The sequence below is a fragment of the Streptomyces sp. PTY087I2 genome (assembly GCF_001687325.1).
Classification (GTDB): Bacteria; Actinomycetota; Actinomycetes; order Streptomycetales; family Streptomycetaceae; genus Streptomyces.
Genome location: NZ_LZRD01000010.1, coordinates 61,540 through 81,330 on the forward strand (window position 1 = coordinate 61,540; position 19,791 = coordinate 81,330).

The following is a 19,791-nucleotide window of genomic DNA, read 5'->3' on the forward strand; positions in this document are numbered from 1 at the left end:
TACGTCAATCGGGTATGGCGTGCGGTCCCGCGCCCCGGGGACCGCTGAGCTTGTGGAAACGTCGTCGTAACAACGCCCGTAAAGCACAAAAGGACCCGGGGGCTGCATTGCCCGGATCCTCTTCGCAGCAGAATAGCCCACATGAGTTCCGTCTCCGAGGGTCGATTCCGGGGTTCCTCTGTTCCCTTGCTCACGCCACCCCCACGATTCGCCACATTGCTGACGGATGACGGCGTGCCGGTCGAGGCGGTGTACGAACCGTGTACGGCGGGGTTCGGAGCGCCGGGCGACGGGGCGGCCGGGGCCCTCGCCGCGACCCCGGAGGAGACCCCCGCGATCGTGGTCGCGCACGGGTTCACGGGGTCGGCCGACCGTCCCGCCGTACGCCGTGCCGCGCGGGCGTTCGCCCAGCGTGCGGCCGTGATCACGTTCTCGTTCCGGGGCCACGGGCGGTCCGGCGGACGCTCCACGGTGGGCGACCGCGAGGTGCTGGACCTGGCGGCCGCGGTCGCCTGGGCGCGGCGGCTCGGGCACACCCGGGTGGTCACGGTCGGGTTCTCGATGGGCGGCTCGGTGGTGCTCCGGCACGGCGCTCTGTATACGGCGGAGCCCGTCGCCGGGGGTGCGGAATCCGCAGCAGGGGATACGCCCGTTCGCGTGCAGGAGCGCGAGGGGCGCATACGGCGCACAGGGGCGCACTCGGACGCGGTGGTCTCCGTCAGTGCGCCCGCCCGTTGGTACTACCGGGGGACGGCCCCGATGCGCCGGCTGCACTGGGTGGTCACCCGCCCCTCGGGCCGCCTCGTCGGCCGCTACGGATTCCGTACCCGTATCGCCACCGAGGACTGGGACCCCGTCCCGCTCTCCCCGGTCGCCTCGGTCCCGCTCATCGCCCCGGCCCCGCTGCTGCTCGTGCACGGCGACCGGGACCCGTACTTCCCGCTGGACCATCCGAGGATGCTGGCGGATGCGGCCGGTCCCGGCGGCGCGGAGCTGTGGGTGGAGCGGGGGATGGGCCACGCGGAGAACGCGGCGGACGACGCCCTCCTGGCCCGTATCGCCGACTGGGCGACGGGCGCACCGCCCGCGTGACCCATCATGGAGAGCTGACGCACGAGGCGTCCGACGAACCGACCGACCGAAGGAGTGGCGCCATGGCAGCGGGGACGATCCGCTACTGGGCCGCGGCGAAGGCCGCCGCGGGCACCGCGGAGGAGCCGTACGCGGCGGCGACCCTCGCCGAGGCGCTCGACGCGGTGCGCGAGAGGCACCCCGGCGAGCTGAGCCAGGTGCTCCGGCGGTGCTCGTTCCTCATCGACGGGGACCCCGTGGGGACCCGCGAGCATGAGACCGTACGCCTTGCCGAGGGCGGCACGGTCGAGGTGCTCCCGCCGTTCGCAGGAGGGTGAACCGCAGGCCATGAGCAGCAGCGATCAGCAGTACCCGTATCCGTACGACCCCGAGCAGCGGCAGCCCGCGCCGGCGCAGTGGCCCGACGGGACGGCCGGACAGCACGCCGGACCCCAGGACCCGGCCGCCTTCGACCAGGGCGGCACGCAGACCTGGCAGGCGCCGACCTGGGACACGCAGTACCAGCCGACGATCCGGCCGGAGGGGGATGCGGCGCAGGCGCAGGGGCAGGGTTACGGGGAGGGCCCCGGGCACGCGCAGGGTTACGGCCGGCCGCAGCAGCCGGAGCCGTACGCGCAGCAGCCGCAGCAGCCGCGGCACTCGGAGCCGTACGGACAGCAGCAGCCGCAGCAGCCGCGGCACTCGGAGCCGTACGGACAGCAGCAGCCGGGGTCCGATCCGTACGGGGCCCCTCAGGCTCAGCCGCACTCTCCGTACCAGCAGCCTTACCAGGGACAGCAGCAGCCGCAGCAGGCGTACCCGTCCTCGGCCGCCGACACCGCCTATCTGCCGCCCCAGGGCGCCTCGGGCTCCTACCCGCTGCCGCCCGAGGTCCCGGCCGAGCCCGCCGCACCCGCTCCCGTACCCGTACCCGAGCCGGTGACCGCGCCCGCGCCCGCCGCCGCGCAGTCCGGGCCCGGCGACACCGGCTACAGCGCCCCCACGACGCTCGGCAACGCCCGGATCACCGACGCCCAGCGGGCCCGTGCCGAGGGGCGCTCGCCGATCATCGCGCCGGGGATCCAGCCCGCGGGGCTCACCGCCGCACTCGGCCTGCTGCTCGCGGGCGGCGCGGCGATCGGGACGTACGCCCTGCTCGTCCCGGTGGTGCTCCTCCAGGCGGTGACGGCCGCCGGCTGGTTCCGGCTCAACGGCATGTGGCCCGCCCGCCAGGGCATCGCGCTCGCCTTCGCCGGGGGTCTGGTCGCCGATGCCGTCCTGCTCACGGCGGGCCGGGAGCACGGTCCCGCCGCGCTGCTGGGCACCCTGGGCGTCTGGGTGCTGCTCACCGTGGTCCTCCAGCTCCGCAGCCACGCCGGGGCGGACGAGCGGATGTACGGCCTGATGGCCACCGTCGTCTCCGCGTCCCTCGCGGTGCTCGCGGGCGGATTCCTGGCGGCGGACCCGGACGCGGTGGTCGTCGGCGGGGCGGCCGTCGCGGCGGCCACGCTCGTCCGCGCCCTTCCGCTGCCCGCCGCGGCCTCCCTCGGGGTGGCCCTGCTCACGGGCGTGGGCGCGGGCCTCGTCTTCGGCAACACGACCGGCTTCGGGCCGCAGGGCGCGCTGCTCGGTCTCGCCGCGGCCGGCTGCGCGCTCATCGGGCTGCGCGCGGCGAGCTACGACTACCCGTCGCGGTTCGTGCACATGACCGCCGGGGTGGCGCTGCCGCTGACCCTGGCGGCCCCGGCCGTCTACCTGGTCGGCCGCGCCCTCCTCTGACCGCCCGCCTCTCCTTCGTAACGGATGCTGACGGCCCCTCGGGAACCACCGGGGGGCCGTCGCTCGTCGATCATCCAGGGCGTCCACTCCTGCCGCAGTAGGCTCACGGGCGCCAGGGGGACCGATCGGCTCAGGGTGGGGAATCGAGACATGCGCGCACTGCGAATACTGCTGGTCCTGGTGGTGGTGCTCGGCGGCCTCTTCCTCGCCGTCGACCGCGCGGCCGTCTGGTTCGCCGAGTCCGAGGCCGAGGACCGGGTCACGATCAGCGGCGGCGGCCCCGCCACGACGGAGATCTCGATCAAGGGCTTCCCCTTCCTCACCCAGCTCGCCGGATCGAAGCTGGACCGGGTCGACGTCAACCTCACCGGCATGAAGACCAGCGCCGCGGGCCGCACGATGCGGGTCAGCGAGGTCCGGGCCCAGCTCCACGACGTGAAGCTCGGCTCCGGCTACCGCACCGCGACCGCCACCCGCGCCACCGGCACCGCGCTCGTCAGCTACGAGGACCTGACGGCGGCGGCCAGCGACGGCGTCGTCGTGGAGTACGGCGGCAAGGGCAAGGCGAAGGTGACCGGCACGGTCGAGGTCCTCGGCCGGCCGATCTCGCGGAGCGTGCTGTCCACCGTGACCCGTGTCGACGGCCACACGATCAAGGTGCGCGCGGACGAGGTGCCGGGCTCGGGGATCCCCGGGGTCGAGGAGCTGGTCCGCGGCAAGACCGACTTCGAGGGCGACATCGACGGGCTGCCGAAGGGCCTGGAGCTCCAGCAGGTCAAGGTGACCGAGAAGGGCCTGGAGATCTCGGTGACCGGCTCGGACGTCTCCCTGACCAGCTGACGGGCCGACCGGCCGACCGACAGATCCGCCGTCCCGGCGGGCTGGTCCGACCGCCCGATCCGGATGGTGAGACGCCCGCGTCCGGTCCGCAGATACGGGGAAGGCTCCGGGCGACCCGGCAGCGGATCCCGGGCCGGTCGCCGCTCTCCCGTCTCGCATCACGGATGATCGTGTCTCACCATGCGACACGACGGTGACATCTCCGTCCGTACCTCCCTACGATCGGACGCATGAAGCGACAGGCGGACCTCACGAAGCGGCGGGCAGTAGACCTGTGCCGCGTCGCCGCCATGCTCTGTCGCACTTTCTGAGCGGGACGCTCGCACCGCCGCAGCAGCCCCGCTTCCCCCGGCCCTCCGACCGTCACCAGGGCCGACCCCGTGCCCCGTACGCGCCGCGTTCCGTGCCTCCGCGCGTACACGCGCACCCAGCAACTCCGCATCTCGCACCACCCCGCCGCAGACTGCCCCGGAGGAGAACAACATGAGCCGCAGCGACGTCCTGGTAGACGCCGACTGGGTCGAGGCCCACATCGACGACCCGCAGGTCGCGATCGTCGAGGTGGACGAGGACACCTCGGCGTACGAGAAGAACCACATCAAGAACGCGATCCGGATCGACTGGACCAAGGACCTCCAGGACCCGGTCCGCCGTGACTTCGTCGACCAGGCCGGCTTCGAGAAGCTGCTCAGCGAGAAGGGCATCGCCAACGACACGCTGGTCGTCCTCTACGGCGGCAACAACAACTGGTTCGCGTCCTACGCCTACTGGTACTTCAAGCTGTACGGCCACGAGAACGTCAAGCTCCTCGACGGCGGCCGCAAGAAGTGGGAGCTGGACTCCCGCGACCTGACCGACGTCGTTCCCACGCGCCCGGCCACCCAGTACACGGCCAAGCCGCAGGACGAGTCGATCCGCGCCTACCGCGACGACGTCGTCAAGGCCATCGGCAGCCAGAACCTGGTCGACGTGCGCTCGCCCGACGAGTTCAGCGGCAAGCTGCTCGCCCCGGCCCACCTCCCGCAGGAGCAGTCGCAGCGCCCCGGCCACGTGCCGAGCGCCCGCAACATCCCGTGGTCGAAGAACGCCAACGACGACGGCACCTTCAAGTCGGACGACGAGCTGAAGGCCCTCTACGAGGCTGAGCAGGTCGACCTGTCGAAGGACACCATCGCCTACTGCCGCATCGGTGAGCGCTCCGCGCTCACCTGGTTCGTGCTCCACGAGCTGCTGGGCCAGGAGAACGTCAAGAACTACGACGGTTCCTGGACCGAGTACGGCTCCCTCGTCGGCGTGCCGATCGAGCTCGGCGCCAACAAGTAACCCACCGACCAGCACCACGACGACCCGAAGGACAGAACCATGTGTGGAGCACAGGCCGGTGGCCCCGACGCTTCGACGATCAAGCCCGGTGAGACCACCATCCAGGGCAGCGTGACCCGCGACGGCGAGCCCGTCACCGGCTACGTGCGCCTCCTGGACGCGACCGGCGAGTTCACCGCCGAGGTCCCGACCTCGGCGACCGGTCAGTTCCGGTTCTACGCCGCCGAGGGCACCTGGACGCTCCGCGCCCTGGTTCCGGGCGGCAGCGCCGACCGCACGGTCGTCGCGCAGACGGGCGGACTCTCCGAGGTCGCCATCGCCGTCTGATCCTTCACGGATCACGGCACGCCGGGGCTTGCTCTCCCGGCACACCGAACGGCCGGAGGGCCGCACCCCAGGGGGTTGGACGCCACCTGACGCGGGGTGCGGCCCTTCGTGCCGTCCGGCGGCCGGAGTCCTACGCTGGAAGCATGTACGCCCGACGCAGGAGGAACTACTTCCTGATGATGGGCGGATGCATCGTGCTCTTCGTGTCCGCCTGGGCCGTGGTGCGCCTGTGGTCCATGCCCGTCGCCATCGCCATGTGCGTCGTCGCCATGGTCATCCCGCCGATCGCCGCGATGATCGCCAACCGGCGGGGCCCGGAGGACCGTTGGTGGGACGACCCCTCCGGCGACCCGAAGTCCGACGAGTGGTGGGACGAGCTGGACGGCAAGAAACGCCGCTGAGGGCTCAGTAGACGAGCGCCTGCGTGCCGTCCGCCATGGCCTCCTGCACGAAGACCTGCGCACCCGCGATGCGTACGCCCTCCAGCACGTCCTTCTCCGTGATGTCCCGCCGGGCCGCGCACTGGGTGCACAGGGTGATCCGGCCGCCCGCCAGGATCGAGTCCAGCAGATCGGGCAGCGGGGCGGCGTGCGGCAGTTCGAACTCGGCGGCCCGGCCCGGCAGCGCGAACCACGAGGACTCCCCGGTCAGCCAGAGCGAGACCTCCACCCCGCTGGCGACGCCCACGGCCGCCACGGTGAAGGCCTGCGAACAGCGCTCGGCGGCCTCGGGCCCGGCAGTCACCTTGATCACAAGCTTCTTAGGCATATGCCGAACTGTAATCGTCCGGCAGGTAACCTCCTTGCCTGCCTGGGGGTCACTTGTGCGCGCAGGTAAGGGAACCCGCGCTTCAGGTCGCATGGGGGGACCCCTTTTGGAACCGAACGACACCATTCCTGCCGCACAGTCAGGTGTCGGCGAGCTCGCCGCCCCGCCCGCCCCGCCCGTACGCCGTCGGGCGCGCGGCCGTACGACGCTGATCATCGCGGCGGCGGCGCTGCTCGGGATCGTGGGCGGGGTCGCCGTGGGCTACGGCATCCAGGCGGAGCGGGAGCCGACGCCGCTGGCCGCCCTGTCGCAGCCCGGCCTCGGCTACCCGGCGAAGCCGCTCGCCGCCGACCGGGTCCCGGCCCCGCTGCCCGCCGCCCAGGACCGCCGGGTCAGGACGGACGGAGACCTGCGCAAGCTGCTCGTCGACCGGCCCAAGGGCGCGCGGAAGACGCTCATCGACGAACTGGGCCTCGGCGACGGCTGGGAGCCGTTCGACCAGTACGTGGAGACCTACTACGAAGACCCGCAGTACATGTTCGAGTCGCTCGCCGGGGCGGGACTGCGCCGGGTCGCCTCGGTCTCGTGGGCGCAGGGGAAGTACCGGGACACCACGGTTCAGCTGATCCAGTTCCGGTCCGGCGACACGCACGGCGCGGAGGATCACTTCGCGGAACAGATGGGGTACATGCCCGGGGCCACGGGGGGCGCGGACGACCTGGGGGACCCGGTCAAGGGCAGCTCCGACGGCCGTTACTTCCTCTACCCGGTCGAGCGGAAGGCGGGCTACCTCCCGTCCTACCGGGCCAGGGCCCTGGCCCGGCGCGGCGACATCATGCTCGACATCAACATCTTCGACACCGTCCCGATCAGCAAGAAGGACATCCGGACGCTGGCCGAGCGACAGCTGGAGCGGCTGTGAACGACGAGACGACCCCTGCCCCTGACCCTTCTCCCGCCCCCGCTCGCCGGGTGCGTCGGGTGCTGCTGACCGCGCTGCCCGTCGTCCTGGTGCTCGGGGCGATCGGCGGCGCGGCCGGCTGGACGAAGAACACCGTGGACGCCGCCGACCGTACGGTCACGACGACGATCTGGGACGAGGACCACGTACCGAAGGGCAAGGACCCGGCGGGCGATCCGTCCCGGGGCCGCCACGACACCGAGCTGACCAGGCTTCTGCTCCCGGTGCCGAAGGGCTACCGGCTCGGCCCGGACATCGGTGAGATCGGCAACGACGCCGAGACGAGCGGCGCGAAGGCCACCGCCGCGGTGAAGGAGATGGGGCGCGGGCTGGCGGGGAAGGAGCGCCGGGAGCTGAACAAGCTGGTCGAGCGGCTCCGTATCCAGGGCGTGGCGCAGCGCTCGTACACCTCGGAAGCGAACGACATCGTCGTGAACGTCCAGATCGTGAAGATGCGGGACAAGGGGGCCGTGCGCCGGACGTACCTGGACCGCAAGAAGCTGCTGGACTCCTTCGACGTCTTCCGCAAGGGCCCGTCGATCGACGGCCACAAGAAGGTGACCTGCTACCGCCTGCCCAAGGGCGACAAGAAGACCCTCGACGGCGTGAGCTGCATCGCCTACGACGGCGAGGTCTCGGTGAGCGTCGAGGCCAACGGCAGCAAGCCGTTCAGCCCGTCCGCCGTCAGAGACCTGGTGAAGGACCAGCTCGACCACATCGCATCTCCGGGGGAGTACATATGAGCGAGCAGACGGTGACCCCCGAGGAGGCCGAGGCGACGGCTGCCCCCGCCCCGCGCCCGCTGCCCGACGGCGCGCCCCCGCTGCCCGACGCCCCGCCCGCAGCGCCCGCCGACGTGGTGCCCAGGCCGCCCCGGCGGGTCCTGCGGGCCGTGGCGCGGTGGACGGCCGCCGCGCTCGCGTTCGGGGTGCTCGGCACCGGTACGGCCTTCGGGATCGCCTCGCTGGAGCGCACCGACGTCCCCGGGCTCGCCACCGAGGGCGACGGCCGCTGGGACTACCCGGAGCTGTCCCTGCCCGCGCTCCCGGCCGGCTCGCCCCGGCCGTTCTCGCCCGGCAACCCGGCCGAGATCCACCACGCCGACCTGCGTGAACTGCTGCTCCCGGCCCCCGCCGGAGCGAAGCCCGACAAGAAGCTGACCGGCGGCTGGATCTCCACGGAGACCTTCCTCGACGCCTACCGGGAGCAGGACCGGCGGTCGGTGGCCCAGGTCCTGAAGGACGGAGCCCCGCGCCACATCGCGGCCCGCGGCTGGACCATGCCGGACGGCACGACGTCCCGGATCTACCTGGTGCGGTTCAACTCGACGGCGTTCGCGAGCGGCATGATCGACGCCCTGAACGTGGGATCGTCGGCCGGTACGCCCCTGGCCCGTACGGACACCACCGACCTCGACACCACCTGGGGCTCGGCCAACGACATCGAGAACCTGTCCTCGTTCGTCTTCGCCGAGCAGGCGCCCTTCGGGGCCGAGCACGTCCGGCAGGCGTACACCCTGGCGGGGGACACGGTGGCCCTCGTCGTGCACGAGCGTCCCGGAAAGCGGGAGACGGCCCTCATCCCCTTCCAGCAGACGCTGATCCTCCAGAACCAGCTGCTCGCCTGAGGCGCGCGCGGGAGCTGCCCGCGACCGGCACCTGAACGAGAAGACCGGGCCCCCACCCATTAGGCTGGGGGCCCGGCCATGCCGCCGCCAACCGCTCGTCACGAGGAGCCCCCTGTGCTTGAGGCATTCTTCACCGCCCTGCTGGTCCTGGTCTGCGTGGGCGTCACCGCCTTCGCCGCGCTCACCGTGAAGAAGCTGTACCAGGGCCAGCGCTGACCCTCGTCGCGCAACGGTTCCCCGCCCACCCCGCACCCTCACAGATCGTCTGAGCCGCTCATGATCGAGATTCCGTCCGACCTCCACCCGGACCTCGTCCCGCTGGCCTTCCTCCTCGGCAACTGGGCGGGCGCGGGCGTGTCCGACTTCCCCGGCGCCGAGAAGTGCAACTTCGGCCAGGAAGTCACGTTCAGCCACGACGGCCGGGACTTCCTGGAGTACGTCTCCCACACCTGGGTCCTGGACGACGAGGGCAAGCAGGTCCGGCCGCTGGAGACCGAGAGCGGCTACTGGCGCATCGACAAGGACCGCAAGGTCGAGGTCGTCATGTCCCGCGACCAGGGCGTCATCGAGATCTGGTACGGCGAGCTGGCCGACCAGAAGCCGCAGATCGACCTGGTCACCGACGCGGTCGCCCGCACCGCGGCCTCCGGCCCGTACAGCGGTGGCAAGCGGCTCTACGGGTACGTCAACAGCGACCTGATGTGGGTCGGCGAGAAGGCCACCCCCGAGGTCGAGCTGCGCCCGTACATGTCGGCGCACCTGAAGAAGGTCGTCACCCCCGAGGAGGTCGCCGAGATGGCGCGCAACCTTGAGGACATGCCCGACGACGGCATCGCCTTCTTCAAGTAGAGCGCCCTCTTCACGTTGAGCGCCTTCTTCAAGTAGAGCTCAGGAACCGCGGAACCGGCCGGGGTTTGACCGCACGCCCTAGACTGGGCGTGTGGTGACCACGGACTGGAAGACCGATCTTCGGCAGCGCGGCTACCGGCTGACGCCCCAGCGGCAGCTCGTCCTGGAGGCGGTCGACGCCCTGGAGCACGGCACTCCGGACGACATCCTGTGCGAGGTGCGCAAGACGGCGTCCGGCGTGAACATTTCCACCGTGTACCGGACCCTGGAGCTCCTGGAGGAGCTCGGGCTGGTCAGCCACACGCATCTCGGCCACGGCGCCCCGACGTACCACCTCGCCGACCGGCACCACCACATCCACCTGGTCTGCCGGGACTGCAAGGACGTCATCGAGGCGGACCTCTCCGTCGTCGCCGAGTTCACGAAGAAGCTGCGCGCCGACTTCGGCTTCGACACCGACATGAAGCACTTCGCGATCTTCGGCCGCTGCGCGGACTGCACGGCGGCGAAGGCGAAGGCGACGGGGAAGGCGCAGGACGCCGCGAAGGACGCCGCCGCCAAGTCGTAGGCTGGGCGGCATGAAGAGCCCCCTGCTGTCCCTGCCCGGCGCCGTCCCCGCCGAAGGCCGCGACGAAGGTGTCGCCGCGCACTACGGCGACCTGTTCCGCGAGCAACGCGCCCTCGCCGACGGCAACGGCTTCGTCGACCTCTCCCACCGGGGCGTCGTCACCGTCACCGGCGACGACCGGCTGAGCTGGCTGCACCTGCTGCTCACCCAGCACGTCAGCGATCTCGCCCCGGACCAGGCGACCGAGGCCCTCATCCTCTCCGCCAACGGGCACATCGAGCACGCGATGTATCTGGTGGACGACGGCACGACGGTGTGGATGCACGTCGAACCGGACACCCAGGCCGATCTGATCGCCTACCTGGAGTCGATGAAGTTCTTCTACCGGGTCGAGGTCGCCGACCGCACCCCGGACATCGCCGTCGTGCATCTCCCGGCCGGCTCCATCGCGGAGGTCCCGGACGGGGTGACCGTACGGGAGACCCCGCAGGGCCGGGACCTGTTCCTGCCGCGCGAGGGGCTGGAGGCGTTCGCCGCTGCCCACGGGCCCGCCGCCGGGATCCTGGCGTACGAGGCGCTGCGCGTCGAGGGGCACCGGCCGCGCGTCGGCTTCGAGACCGACCACCGCACCATCCCGCACGAGCTGGGCTGGATCGGCACCGCCGTCCACCTCCAGAAGGGCTGCTACCGGGGCCAGGAGACCGTGGCCCGCGTCCACAACCTGGGGAAGCCGCCGCGCCGGCTCGTCTTCCTGCACCTGGACGGCAGCGAGGTGCACCTGCCCGGCCACGGCACACCGGTCCGGCTGGCCGCCGACGGCCAGGAGGGCCGCCAGCTCGGCTTCATCACCACCTCGGCCCGCCACCACGAGCTGGGCCCGATCGCCCTGGCCCTGGTCAAGCGGAACGTGGCCGTCGACGCGGAGCTGATCGCCGGGGACACGGCGGCCGCCCAGGAGACGGTCGTCGAGCCGTAGGCGCCCTGTTCCGACGGCGTACGGCTGCCCGTACGGCTACACCTCGACGATCACCGTGAACGGGCCGTGGTTCGTGAGCGAGACGCGCATGTCCGCTCCGAACCGGCCCGTCTCCACGTGCGCCCCCAGCGCCCGCAGCCGCGCCACCACCTCGTCCACCAGTGGCTCGGCGACCTCGCCCGGCGCGGCGGCGTTCCAGGTGGGCCGGCGACCCTTGCGGGCGTCCCCGTAGAGAGTGAACTGAGAAATCACCAGGAGGGGCGCGTTCACGTCCGAGCAGGACTTCTCGCCCTCCAGGATGCGCACCGACCAGAGCTTGCGGGCCAGCTGGGCCGCCTTCTCGGGGGTGTCGTCATGGGTGACCCCGACCAGCACACACAGGCCCTCGCCGACGATCTCCCCGACGACTCCGGGAGCCGAGGGGGCATCCGTCGCACCGGCGACGGAGACGCTCGCGCCATCCACTCTCTGTACCACTGCACGCATACAGACCAACCTATCTTGGGCTGAACGGGTACAAGACGTCAGCGGGGGCACGGGCAGGGGTGGCACGATGCACGATGTCGGTGTGCCGACGCACCGGTCGAGGGGACAAAACAGCATGAGCACATATGGAGCCGGACAATCTCCCGGTGTCGTACCGGGGGCCCGCACCAGCGCCCTGAGGTCACCCGTACAGCGCAGTCTGCCCGGACAGGGTCCCGTGCTGCCACCCGCCACGCCCGCCAACGCCACCGCGACCGTGCCGGAGCAGGCCGGCGGCGACGCGGGGTTCGGCGGGCTGCGGCTGCCGGAGCTGCGGACGCTGCGCCGGGAGGCCCAGCGCGACGAGGCCGATCTCAGTTACGTACGCCGGCTGGTGCAGGGCCGGATCGACATCCTCCGGGCGGAACTGGCCCGCCGCCGGGACCCGGAGGCGCCGGTGGAGGACGCCGGGGTGGTCGACCGGCTCTCGGAGATCCTGGCCGACACCCCGTCCCGGCACCGCTCCTCCGCCCGGCACGTCACGCTGACGACGCCGCGCGGCGACGAGTTCCGGCAGCTCGCCGCCGAGAACCTCGCCGAGGTCGAGCTGTCCGACCTGGACGCCCGTACGGACGAGGAGCTGCACACGGCGATGGGCCGGCTCGTCCGCTACGAACAGCAGGTTTCCCGCCGCCGTCACGAGCTCCAGCGCACGGCCGACGATTGCGGCGCGGAGATCGCCCGCAGGTACCGTGACGGGGAAGCACAAGTGGACGACCTGCTCGCCTGAAGCGATCCTTCCGGGCGCGGGTCCCGCACCCCCGTCCCCGGAAGGTCACCCATGACGTCGACCGACGCCCCGTCCGCCATACCCTCCGCCCCGGCACCCGCCCCGCCCGTCCTGGCCGAGGTCGTGCGCTCCGGGTTCACCGAGGGCCACCACCGGGGGTCGCTGGTCCTGCTGGCCGCCGACGGCAGCGTGGAGCGGGCGATCGGCGATCCGGCGGCACCGGTCTTCCCCCGGTCCTCCAACAAGCCGATGCAGGCCGCCGCGATCCTGCGGGCCGGGCTCGACCTGTCGGGCGAGCGGCTGGCGCTGGCCGCCGCGAGCCACTCCGGGGAGCCCTTCCACCTCGACCTCGCGCGGAAGATGCTCGCCGAGCACGGACTTGAGCCCGCCGACCTGCGGACCCCGCCGGACCTGCCGCTGGACCCGGTGGAGGCGGAGACGTACCTCGCCGCCGGGCACGTACGCGAGCGGATCACGATGAACTGCTCCGGCAAGCACGCCGCGATGCTCGCCGTCTGCGTCCGCAACGGCTGGGACACCGCCACCTACCTCGATCCCGCGCACCCCCTCCAGCAGCTCGTCGGCCAGGTCGTCGCCGAGGCCGCGGGCGAGCCGGTCGCGGCGGTCGGCACGGACGGCTGCGGGGCGCCGCTGATGGCGATCGGGCTGACCGGTCTGGCCCGCGCCTTCCGCTCCTTCGTGCTCGCGGAGCCCGGGAGCGCCGAGCGCCGGGTCGCCGACGCGATGCGCGCCCACCCGGAGTACGTCGCGGGCACCCGGCGCCCCGACACCTGGCTGATGCGCGAGGTGCCCGGGACGCTCTCCAAGATGGGCGCCGAGGCGGTCCAGGCGGTCGCCCTCGCCGACGGGCGGGCCCTCGCCTTCAAGATCGACGACGGGGCGGGCCGGGCGCTCGGCCCGGTGCTTGCCCGCGCCCTGGAGCTGCTGGGGGTGGACGCCCCGGTGGTCGCCCGGATCGGACGTTCGCCGCTGCTCGGCGGGGCGGCCGAGGTCGGGGAAATCCGCGCGACATTCTGAACCGTGCCCGCCTAGCGTGGAGGAATGAGCCTTGATGTCCGCCCCGTCACTCCGTCCGAGATCGCCGACTGGATGAAGGCGGTGGGCACCGGCTTCCTGACCCCCTCCGCCGAGAAGCCGGGTGAGGAGCTGGTCGCCGACCGGTTCGGCGACACGGACCTCTCCCGGATGCAGGGCGTCTTCGACGAGGGGCGCTGCGTGGCGACGTTCCGCTCGTTCGCCCAGCAGCTGACCGTGGTCGGCGGGGCCACCGTGACGGCCGACGCGGTCACCGGTGTGACGGTGTCGCCCACGCACCGCCGGCGCGGACTGCTCAGCCGGATGATGGCGACGGACCTGGCGGCGGCCAAGGAGCGCGGCGAGGTGGTCGCCTCGCTGATCGCCGCGGAGTACCCGATCTACGGGCGGTACGGCTTCGGCCCCGCCGCCTGGTCCGCCGAGTGGGAGATCTCGGTGGACCGCGCCGGGCTCGACCCGCGCCGCTCCGGGCAGCCGGCGGACGGCGGCCGGATCGAGCTGGTGGACGGCGCCGACGTCCGCAAGATTGGCCCCGAGGTGCACGCGGCGCTGGCGGCCCGGCAGCCCGGCCTCGTCGGCCGGGGCGAGCGCTGGTGGCGGGTGCGTACGGGGGTGGCGCCCCGGGCGGCGCACGAGACGTGGACCGAGCCGTTCTACGCCGTGCACCGCGCCGCGAACGGCGAGGCCGACGGCCTGCTGGTGTACGGCGTGGACGACAAGTGGAGCGACGCCAAGCAGCCCCTGAACACCGCTTCCGTACGGGACATGATCGCGCTGAACCCGGCGGCGGAACGGGCCCTGTGGCACTACCTCTGCTCGGTCGACTGGGTCACCACGGTCCGCTCGGGCTACCGCGCCCCCGACGACCTGCTCCCGCTGCTGCTCCCCGACCCGCGTGCGGCCCGCATGGTCACCCACGCGGACTGGCTGTGGCTGAGGCTGCTGGACGTGCCGCGCGCCCTGGAGACCCGGACGTACGCCGTCGAATCCTCGCTCGTCCTCGACGTCCGGGACCCCGCGGGCCTGGCCGGGGGCCGCTTCCTGCTGGACGTCTCGGACTCCGGCGCCCGCTGCACCCCGACCACCCGGAGCGCCGATCTCGCCCTGGACGTGGCGGAGCTGGCCACGCTGTATCTGGGCGACGAGTCGGTGCGGCGGCTGGTGGACCTGGGCCGGGCGGAGGAGCTGCGGCCGGGTGCGGCGACGACGGCGGACGCGGTGTTCCGCACGGGCCGGCGGCCGTGGTGCCCGGACGTGTTCTGACCGGTCACCGTGGTGCCCTGATGTGTTCCGAGCCGTCCGGGTGTGGTTCCGGTCAGCGCGTCCGGATCCGGAACAGCGTCCCCGAGGCGCCGACCGCCACGGTGAGCAGCCCCGCCGCCCAGGCGAGCGCGATCCAGGGGGTGTTGCCCACGTCCTGGCCGAGCAGCAGCCCGCGCAGGGACTCGATGGCCGGGGTGATCGGCTGGTGGTCGGCGAAGCCGTGCAGCCAGTCCGGCATGTTCTCGGTCGGGACGAACGCGCTGCTCGGGTAGGGCAGGAACGACATGAAGAACGTGAAGCCGCTGGCCGCCTCGGGGGTCCGGGCCAGCAGGCCGATCGCCGCCGAGATCCAGGACAGGGCCACGATGTAGGCCACCAGCACGACGGCCACCACGAGCCAGCCGCTCCAGGTGGCGGCGGGCCGGAAGCCGATCAGCAGCGCGACGCCGAGGACCAGGGTGGTGGCGCAGAGATTGCGGACGGTGCTGGCCGCCACATGCCCGGCGAGCACCGGCGTACCGCTGACGTCCAGGGAGCGGAAGCGGTCGATGATGCCGCCCTTCATGTCCTCGCTGACGGCGGTGGCGGTGGTCGCGGCGCCGAACCCGGCGGACAGGAGCAGGACGCCCGGGACGACGTACATGACGTACGAGTCGTAGTCCGTCCCGGTGTCGATGGCGCCGCCGAAGAAATAGACGAAGATCAGCATCAGCATGATCGGCAGGGCCAGGGATGTGATCAGCGCGTCGATGTTGCGGCTGCTGATGCGCAGGGCGCGGGCGGCCATGACGGCGGTGTGGGTGAAGGGACCGGGCCCGCGTCCGGGGGCATGGGCCCGCTCGGCCCGCTCGGAGTGCCGGTCCGGGCTTCTGTGCTGAACGGCGGTGTCAGACATGGGCGGATGCCTCCGGGGTCGTGGTCGCGTCCGTCGTGGATGCGTTCGACGTCAGGGCCAGGAAGACGTCGTCGAGGGTCACGCTGTGCAGGCTGAAGCGTTCGATCTCCCGGCCGGCCGGGTCGATCTCGTCGAGCAGGGCGCGCACCTGGGCCGCCGAGCCGTCGGTGGGGATGCCGAGCGTCAGGGTCTCGGGGGAGTGGTGGACGGCCCGGCCGGCGAGCTTCAGATAGGCCTCCTGGCTGGTGAGGACCAGATCGAGGCGGTGTCCGCCGACGCGGGACTTGAGGTCGGCCGCGGTGCCCTCGGCGGCGATCCGGCCCCGGTTCAGCAGGGCGATCCGGCCGGCGAGGCGGTCGGCCTCCTCCAGATACTGGGTGGTGAGCAGGACGGTCGCCCCGCGTGCGGCCAGCTCGCGGACGGCCTCCCAGAGCTCCTGGCGGCTGCGCGGGTCGAGGCCGGTGGTCGGCTCGTCCAGGAAGAACACCCCGGGCTCGGGTGAGCCCACCAGCCCGGCGGCCAGATCGAGGCGGCGGCGCATGCCTCCGGAGTACGTCCGGACGGGGCGACGGGCGGCCGCGGTGAGGTCGAAGCGTTCCAGGAGCTCCGCCGCCCGGTGTCGGGCGGCGGCCCGGGACTGCCCGGTGAGCCGGGCCATCATCCGCAGGTTCTCCTCGCCGGTCTGGGTCTCGTCGACGGCGGCGAACTGGCCGGTGAGGCTGATGGAGCGGCGTACCGAGCTCCGGTCGGCGACGACGTCGTACCCCGCGACCCGGGCGGTGCCGGAGTCGGCCTCGGTCAGCGTCGCGAGGATCCGCACGGTGGTGGTCTTGCCCGCGCCGTTCGGCCCGAGCAGGGCGAAGACGGTGCCGCGTCCGACCTGGAGGTCGATGCCGTCGAGCACCCGGACGGCGGGCTTTCCGTAGGACTTGGTGAGGCCGTACGCCTCGATGGTGACGGCGGAGTCTCCGCCCTGCCGGATTGGGTCGGTCATGTCCGGACCCCCTTCTGCGTATGATATACGCGTTACTGCGTAAGCATTACGCATCCCTAGGATGGGGTCAAGGCGTACGGGGGCGCGGGACGCGGCGGCGGCGTGGACGAGACGCCGGGCGAAGGGGATGCGGTGACGGAGAAGAGCGGCTCGGACGGCGGCGATCTGCCGGCCAGCCTGGAGGCGGCCTGGGGGCTGCGGGACCGCCCGGCCAAGGGCCCGAAGCCCGGCCTGAGCCTGGAGCGGATCGTGGCCGCGGCGGTGGGCGTCGCGGCGGCCGACGGGCTCGGGGCCGTGTCGATGGGCCGGGTCGCCCAGGAGGTCGGCGCGTCCACGATGTCCCTGTACCGGTACGTCTCCGCCAAGGACGAGCTGTACGTCCTGATGCAGGAGGCGGCCGTCGGCCCGCCGGAGCCCCTGACCGCGCTGGAGACCGGAGCGGGCTGGCGGGCGGCGCTGACCGAATGGGCCTCGGCGCAGCGCGACCGCTACCGCGCGAACCTCTGGGCGCTCCGGATCCCCATCGGCGGCCCGCCCGCGACGCCGAACTCGATCGCGTGGTGGGAGCAGGGGCTCCAGGCGCTGGGGGACACCGGTCTCGCCGAGGGCGACAAGACCTCGGTGATCCTGCTGATCTCCAACTTCGTCCGCAGCGAGGCGCTGATGATGAGCGACCTGGCGGCCGCCGTCACCACGCGCGGGATCACGCCCGAGGAGCTGATGGCCTCCTACGAACGCACCCTCAAGCGGCTCGTCGACCCCGAGCGGCACCCCGGGATCACCCGGCAGCTGGAGACCGGGGTGATGAGCGAGCCGGACGAGGCGGACTACGAGTTCACCTTCGGCATGGAACGCCTGCTGGACGGGGTGGAGGCGCTGGTCCGGAAGACGGCCGGCGGCGCCAAGTCCACTTGAGTTCAGGCGCGTACGCTTCATGGTCATGAACGGAGAGAACCCCGCGAACGGCGACCGCTCCGATGCGGATTCCGGTCCCGGTCCCGGTTCCGGCGACGGACCGGCGCCGCTCGGTCTGCGGGAGCGCAAGAAGCGGCTGACGTACCAGGCGGTCTCCGACGCCGCCATCGCGATGTTCCTGGAACGGGGCTTCGACAAGGTGTCGGTGGCGGAGGTGGCGGCCGCGGCGGACATCTCCAAGCCGACGCTGTTCCGGTACTTCCCCGCCAAGGAGGACCTGGTCCTGCACCGGTTCGCCGACCACGAGGACGAGTCGGCGAGGGTGGTCACGGCCCGCGCCCCGGACGAGACCCCGCTGGACGCCCTGCGCCGCCACTTCCTCGACGGCCTCGACCGCCGCGACCCGGTGACCGGCCTCTGCGACGTACCACAGGTGCTGGCGTTCCTGCGCCTGCTGTACGGAACACCGTCCCTGGTCGCCCGCCTCCACGCCTACCAGGGCCGCTCCGAGGCGGCCCTCGCCCGCGCACTCGGCGGCACGCTGCCCGACCGGCTCGCGGCGGGGCAGATCGTCGCGGCCCTGCGCATCCTGGCCCTGGAGAACTGGCGACGGATCGACGCGGGGGAGAGCGCGGACCGGGTGTACGCGGGGGCGGTCCAGGCGGCCGAGGAGGCGTTCGTACAGCTGCGGACGGGGTTGGAGCCGCGGGGCTGAGGGGCGGGGAGCGGCGGGGCCGTGGTCGGTCGGTGAGCAGGCGTGGTGAGTAAGGGGCCGTGGTCAGTCGGCGAGCAGTGCGGTGGTGAGTACGGGACGGTGGTCGACCAGCCAGTCCTGGTGCCTGTCCCACTCCGTACGCCCGCTCCGCTCGTACGCCGCCGTGTACGCCGCGTCCCCCCGCTCCACGCGCCGCTCGACGAACGCCCGGCACACCGCGGTGGCCTGCTCGATCACTTGGGGTAGGACCGCCCGGTCCGCGCGCCCCAGTCCGTAGCCGTCGGCCAGGACGCGCAGGCGGTACGCCGGGTCGAGAGCGGGGCGGCCTCGCATCGGGACCCAGTAGCGCGCCGCCATGGCCACGTCCCACACCGGGCGGCCGGGCGCGGCCAGGTCGAAGTCGATGAGGGCGGCGGCGCGACCGTCCCGGAAGACCACGTTCTCCAGACACGCGTCGTTGTGGCAGACCACCGTGCCGGGAGCCGTCGCCCCTTCCGGATCGGCCAGATCGGCGGGCCAGCCGGCCGAGTGGTCGAACGGTACGCCCGCCGCCGCGTCGTGCAGGCGCCGGAGCAGCGCCCCCACGGAGCGCAGGGCGTCGTCCGTCCAGGCCCAGTCCGGATAGGGAGTGACGGCGACCTCGCCGGGAACGTACGAGAGCCGCTCGCGACGCCCGGAGGCGGAGACCCCCAGGGGCACGGGCACACCGTCGAACCCCTGCCCGCGCAGCACCCGGAGGTGGGCGTGCAGGACGGAGACGTGGGGTGGAGCGGGGCGTTCGACGGTGTCGCCGTGGCGCAGGACGGCCCCGGCGTTGGCCATGCCGCCGGTCAGCACTTCCGCTTCACGGTCCACTTCCGGTTCACGGTCCATGGGGCTCACGGCTCCCGCCGGTGCGCTCCGCTCCCACCACTGCTTCCTCCGCACAGGGGCCCAACGCCCGTCGCAGGTCGGCCGGTTCGCGGTAGAGGGCTGTGGTCATGCCGAGGGCGGTGGCCGCGTCGATGTTCTCCTGGCGGTCGTCCACGAACAGGCACCGGTCCATCGGTACGCCGGCCCGCTCGGCCGCGATGCGGTAGATGGCCGGGTCGGGCTTGGCCACCTGCTCCACCGCGCTGCTCACGACCGCGTCGGCGAGGTCGGTCAGGCCCAACAGTGCGAGGTCCGCCTCCAGTTGGAGGGTCGCGTTGGTGACGAGGACCAGCGGGACATGGGCCCTGGCCCGGCGCAGCAGCGACACCACCTCCTCGTCGGCCCGGAACGGCGCGTCCGCGAGCGCCCGGCCCAACTCGTTGGCCCGCGCCGCGCCCACCCGCTCCGTGAGCCCGGCGGCGATGGACTCCACCCAGGCGTCCGGGGTGATCCGCCCGAGCAGCAGCGGGAGGTCGATCTCGGGCGCGTAACCGATGTCGGTCGTCGTGCCTTCCGGCAGTCCGGCGGCCCGCTCCAGGGCGGCGAGAGGGGCGGTGTCGTAGAAGCGGATGACGTTGTCGAGGTCGCAGAGCACGGCGTCGAAGGCGCGGCCGACGGGGGACGGTGCGGCGGCGGGGGTGGCGGTCGGGGTGCGGTCGTCGCCCGGGGCGTATCGCGTGTTCATGCCTGGTCTCCT

General features: G+C 72.5%; 25 protein-coding genes. 19 read left to right on the forward strand and 6 right to left on the reverse strand.

The window, feature by feature from the left end:
- The first annotated feature begins 216 nt into the window (after nucleotides 1-216).
- From A3Q37_RS12850 to A3Q37_RS12880, 8 genes are all read left to right on the forward strand, one after another.
- Nucleotides 217-1,092, forward strand: coding sequence for an alpha/beta hydrolase (locus A3Q37_RS12850; protein WP_065482768.1), 876 nt, complete (start codon nucleotides 217-219; stop codon nucleotides 1,090-1,092).
- Between the two features lie 62 nt (nucleotides 1,093-1,154).
- A complete protein-coding gene (locus A3Q37_RS12855) occupies nucleotides 1,155-1,409 on the forward strand; it encodes a MoaD/ThiS family protein (protein WP_030808526.1) in 255 nt (84 codons plus the stop codon).
- A 10-nt stretch (nucleotides 1,410-1,419) separates the two neighbouring features.
- Nucleotides 1,420-2,850, forward strand: a complete 1,431-nt coding sequence (locus tag A3Q37_RS12860) for a hypothetical protein (protein WP_065482771.1) — start codon at nucleotides 1,420-1,422, stop codon at nucleotides 2,848-2,850.
- A gap of 150 nt (nucleotides 2,851-3,000) precedes the next feature.
- Nucleotides 3,001-3,690, forward strand: coding sequence for a DUF2993 domain-containing protein (locus tag A3Q37_RS12865; RefSeq protein WP_065482776.1), 690 nt, complete (start codon nucleotides 3,001-3,003; stop codon nucleotides 3,688-3,690).
- Between the two features lie 230 nt (nucleotides 3,691-3,920).
- Entirely contained in the window at nucleotides 3,921-4,001 is an 81-nt protein-coding gene (locus A3Q37_RS38335) for a putative leader peptide (RefSeq protein WP_350310325.1), read from the forward strand.
- A gap of 172 nt (nucleotides 4,002-4,173) precedes the next feature.
- Nucleotides 4,174-5,013: a sulfurtransferase gene (locus A3Q37_RS12870; protein WP_065482779.1), complete on the forward strand. Its 840-nt coding sequence runs from the start codon at nucleotides 4,174-4,176 to the stop codon at nucleotides 5,011-5,013.
- A gap of 39 nt (nucleotides 5,014-5,052) precedes the next feature.
- Nucleotides 5,053-5,340 (forward strand): DUF1416 domain-containing protein, encoded by a 288-nt coding sequence (locus A3Q37_RS12875; protein ID WP_065482780.1) that lies wholly within the window; start codon nucleotides 5,053-5,055, stop codon nucleotides 5,338-5,340.
- Between the two features lie 143 nt (nucleotides 5,341-5,483).
- A complete protein-coding gene (locus A3Q37_RS12880; protein WP_065482782.1) occupies nucleotides 5,484-5,741 on the forward strand; it encodes a DUF3099 domain-containing protein in 258 nt (85 codons plus the stop codon).
- Nucleotides 5,742-5,745: 4 nt separating this feature from the next.
- Here the strand turns inward: A3Q37_RS12880 and A3Q37_RS12885 are convergent, their stop codons facing one another.
- Complete coding sequence (locus A3Q37_RS12885) at nucleotides 5,746-6,108, reverse strand: DsrE family protein (RefSeq protein WP_030590567.1); 363 nt, start codon at nucleotides 6,106-6,108, stop codon at nucleotides 5,746-5,748.
- A 106-nt stretch (nucleotides 6,109-6,214) separates the two neighbouring features.
- Between A3Q37_RS12885 and A3Q37_RS12890 the strand changes: the two genes are divergently transcribed.
- The 6 genes from A3Q37_RS12890 (at nucleotide 6,215) to A3Q37_RS12915 (ending at nucleotide 11,089) form a co-directional block, all read left to right on the forward strand.
- A complete protein-coding gene (locus A3Q37_RS12890; RefSeq protein WP_065482784.1) occupies nucleotides 6,215-7,030 on the forward strand; it encodes a hypothetical protein in 816 nt (271 codons plus the stop codon).
- Complete coding sequence (locus A3Q37_RS12895) at nucleotides 7,027-7,812, forward strand: hypothetical protein (RefSeq protein WP_065482785.1); 786 nt, start codon at nucleotides 7,027-7,029, stop codon at nucleotides 7,810-7,812. Before A3Q37_RS12890 ends, A3Q37_RS12895 begins: the two co-directional genes overlap by 4 nt.
- Entirely contained in the window at nucleotides 7,809-8,696 is an 888-nt protein-coding gene (locus tag A3Q37_RS12900) for a hypothetical protein (protein ID WP_065482791.1), read from the forward strand. The genes A3Q37_RS12895 and A3Q37_RS12900 overlap by 4 nt, the downstream gene beginning before the upstream one ends.
- 276 nt (nucleotides 8,697-8,972) lie before the next feature.
- Nucleotides 8,973-9,545 (forward strand): FABP family protein, encoded by a 573-nt coding sequence (locus A3Q37_RS12905; protein ID WP_065482794.1) that lies wholly within the window; start codon nucleotides 8,973-8,975, stop codon nucleotides 9,543-9,545.
- A 91-nt stretch (nucleotides 9,546-9,636) separates the two neighbouring features.
- Complete coding sequence (locus A3Q37_RS12910) at nucleotides 9,637-10,113, forward strand: Fur family transcriptional regulator (RefSeq protein WP_065482796.1); 477 nt, start codon at nucleotides 9,637-9,639, stop codon at nucleotides 10,111-10,113.
- A gap of 10 nt (nucleotides 10,114-10,123) precedes the next feature.
- Nucleotides 10,124-11,089 (forward strand): folate-binding protein YgfZ, encoded by a 966-nt coding sequence (locus tag A3Q37_RS12915; RefSeq protein ID WP_065482797.1) that lies wholly within the window; start codon nucleotides 10,124-10,126, stop codon nucleotides 11,087-11,089.
- Between the two features lie 36 nt (nucleotides 11,090-11,125).
- Here A3Q37_RS12915 and dtd read toward each other — a convergent pair whose 3' ends face one another.
- On the reverse strand, nucleotides 11,126-11,575 hold the full coding sequence (dtd, locus tag A3Q37_RS12920; protein ID WP_065482799.1) for a D-aminoacyl-tRNA deacylase: 450 nt from the start codon (nucleotides 11,573-11,575) through the stop codon (nucleotides 11,126-11,128).
- Nucleotides 11,576-11,690: 115 nt separating this feature from the next.
- On the opposite strand from dtd, the gene A3Q37_RS12925 reads away from it, so the two are divergent.
- From A3Q37_RS12925 to A3Q37_RS12935, 3 genes are read left to right on the forward strand one after another with little or no spacing between them, the layout of a single operon-like run.
- Nucleotides 11,691-12,344 (forward strand): ABC transporter substrate-binding protein, encoded by a 654-nt coding sequence (locus A3Q37_RS12925; RefSeq protein WP_255311798.1) that lies wholly within the window; start codon nucleotides 11,691-11,693, stop codon nucleotides 12,342-12,344.
- Nucleotides 12,345-12,395: 51 nt separating this feature from the next.
- Nucleotides 12,396-13,382: an asparaginase gene (locus A3Q37_RS12930; protein ID WP_065482801.1), complete on the forward strand. Its 987-nt coding sequence runs from the start codon at nucleotides 12,396-12,398 to the stop codon at nucleotides 13,380-13,382.
- A 24-nt stretch (nucleotides 13,383-13,406) separates the two neighbouring features.
- Nucleotides 13,407-14,663, forward strand: a complete 1,257-nt coding sequence (locus tag A3Q37_RS12935) for a GNAT family N-acetyltransferase (RefSeq protein ID WP_065482804.1) — start codon at nucleotides 13,407-13,409, stop codon at nucleotides 14,661-14,663.
- 52 nt (nucleotides 14,664-14,715) lie between these two features.
- Here A3Q37_RS12935 and A3Q37_RS12940 read toward each other — a convergent pair whose 3' ends face one another.
- Together A3Q37_RS12940 and A3Q37_RS12945 are read right to left on the reverse strand one after the other, a co-directional pair.
- The gene (locus A3Q37_RS12940; protein WP_065482807.1) at nucleotides 14,716-15,558 is read right to left on the reverse strand and encodes an ABC transporter permease; all 843 of its coding nucleotides are present in this window, start codon (nucleotides 15,556-15,558) and stop codon (nucleotides 14,716-14,718) included.
- Nucleotides 15,551-16,552, reverse strand: a complete 1,002-nt coding sequence (locus tag A3Q37_RS12945) for an ATP-binding cassette domain-containing protein (protein ID WP_065482809.1) — start codon at nucleotides 16,550-16,552, stop codon at nucleotides 15,551-15,553. Before A3Q37_RS12945 ends, A3Q37_RS12940 begins: the two co-directional genes overlap by 8 nt.
- Before the next feature lie 132 nt (nucleotides 16,553-16,684).
- Between A3Q37_RS12945 and A3Q37_RS12950 the strand changes: the two genes are divergently transcribed.
- Both A3Q37_RS12950 and A3Q37_RS12955 read left to right on the forward strand, forming a co-directional pair.
- Nucleotides 16,685-17,467, forward strand: coding sequence for a TetR/AcrR family transcriptional regulator (locus A3Q37_RS12950; protein ID WP_065483329.1), 783 nt, complete (start codon nucleotides 16,685-16,687; stop codon nucleotides 17,465-17,467).
- A gap of 19 nt (nucleotides 17,468-17,486) precedes the next feature.
- Nucleotides 17,487-18,182 (forward strand): TetR family transcriptional regulator, encoded by a 696-nt coding sequence (locus A3Q37_RS12955; protein ID WP_176711406.1) that lies wholly within the window; start codon nucleotides 17,487-17,489, stop codon nucleotides 18,180-18,182.
- A gap of 63 nt (nucleotides 18,183-18,245) precedes the next feature.
- Here the strand turns inward: A3Q37_RS12955 and A3Q37_RS12960 are convergent, their stop codons facing one another.
- A complete protein-coding gene (locus A3Q37_RS12960) occupies nucleotides 18,246-19,055 on the reverse strand; it encodes an aminoglycoside phosphotransferase family protein (RefSeq protein ID WP_065482811.1) in 810 nt (269 codons plus the stop codon).
- Nucleotides 19,045-19,779: an HAD-IA family hydrolase gene (locus tag A3Q37_RS12965; RefSeq protein ID WP_065482818.1), complete on the reverse strand. Its 735-nt coding sequence runs from the start codon at nucleotides 19,777-19,779 to the stop codon at nucleotides 19,045-19,047. Before A3Q37_RS12965 ends, A3Q37_RS12960 begins: the two co-directional genes overlap by 11 nt.
- Nucleotides 19,780-19,791: the final 12 nt, after the last annotated feature.

Excerpts from the sequence above, each read along its gene's own strand:
- A3Q37_RS12960 (WP_065482811.1), bottom strand. The coding sequence starts at position 19,055 with ATGGACCGTGAACCGGAAGTGGACCGTGAAGCGGAAGTGCTGACCGGC.
- A3Q37_RS12905 (WP_065482794.1), top strand. The coding sequence starts at position 8,973 with ATGATCGAGATTCCGTCCGACCTCCACCCGGACCTCGTCCCGCTGGCC.
- A3Q37_RS12865 (WP_065482776.1), top strand. The coding sequence starts at position 3,001 with ATGCGCGCACTGCGAATACTGCTGGTCCTGGTGGTGGTGCTCGGCGGC.
- A3Q37_RS12945 (WP_065482809.1), bottom strand. The coding sequence starts at position 16,552 with ATGACCGACCCAATCCGGCAGGGCGGAGACTCCGCCGTCACCATCGAG.
- A3Q37_RS12860 (WP_065482771.1), top strand. The coding sequence starts at position 1,420 with ATGAGCAGCAGCGATCAGCAGTACCCGTATCCGTACGACCCCGAGCAG.
- A3Q37_RS12855 (WP_030808526.1), top strand. The coding sequence starts at position 1,155 with ATGGCAGCGGGGACGATCCGCTACTGGGCCGCGGCGAAGGCCGCCGCG.
- A3Q37_RS12925 (WP_255311798.1), top strand. The coding sequence starts at position 11,691 with ATGAGCACATATGGAGCCGGACAATCTCCCGGTGTCGTACCGGGGGCC.
- A3Q37_RS12940 (WP_065482807.1), bottom strand. The coding sequence starts at position 15,558 with ATGTCTGACACCGCCGTTCAGCACAGAAGCCCGGACCGGCACTCCGAG.
- A3Q37_RS38335 (WP_350310325.1), top strand. The coding sequence starts at position 3,921 with ATGAAGCGACAGGCGGACCTCACGAAGCGGCGGGCAGTAGACCTGTGC.
- A3Q37_RS12885 (WP_030590567.1), bottom strand. The coding sequence starts at position 6,108 with ATGCCTAAGAAGCTTGTGATCAAGGTGACTGCCGGGCCCGAGGCCGCC.
- dtd (WP_065482799.1), bottom strand. The coding sequence starts at position 11,575 with ATGCGTGCAGTGGTACAGAGAGTGGATGGCGCGAGCGTCTCCGTCGCC.
- A3Q37_RS12930 (WP_065482801.1), top strand. The coding sequence starts at position 12,396 with ATGACGTCGACCGACGCCCCGTCCGCCATACCCTCCGCCCCGGCACCC.
- A3Q37_RS12875 (WP_065482780.1), top strand. The coding sequence starts at position 5,053 with ATGTGTGGAGCACAGGCCGGTGGCCCCGACGCTTCGACGATCAAGCCC.
- A3Q37_RS12915 (WP_065482797.1), top strand. The coding sequence starts at position 10,124 with ATGAAGAGCCCCCTGCTGTCCCTGCCCGGCGCCGTCCCCGCCGAAGGC.
- A3Q37_RS12900 (WP_065482791.1), top strand. The coding sequence starts at position 7,809 with ATGAGCGAGCAGACGGTGACCCCCGAGGAGGCCGAGGCGACGGCTGCC.
- A3Q37_RS12965 (WP_065482818.1), bottom strand. The coding sequence starts at position 19,779 with ATGAACACGCGATACGCCCCGGGCGACGACCGCACCCCGACCGCCACC.
- A3Q37_RS12870 (WP_065482779.1), top strand. The coding sequence starts at position 4,174 with ATGAGCCGCAGCGACGTCCTGGTAGACGCCGACTGGGTCGAGGCCCAC.
- A3Q37_RS12880 (WP_065482782.1), top strand. The coding sequence starts at position 5,484 with ATGTACGCCCGACGCAGGAGGAACTACTTCCTGATGATGGGCGGATGC.
- A3Q37_RS12955 (WP_176711406.1), top strand. The coding sequence starts at position 17,487 with ATGGTCATGAACGGAGAGAACCCCGCGAACGGCGACCGCTCCGATGCG.
- A3Q37_RS12935 (WP_065482804.1), top strand. The coding sequence starts at position 13,407 with ATGAGCCTTGATGTCCGCCCCGTCACTCCGTCCGAGATCGCCGACTGG.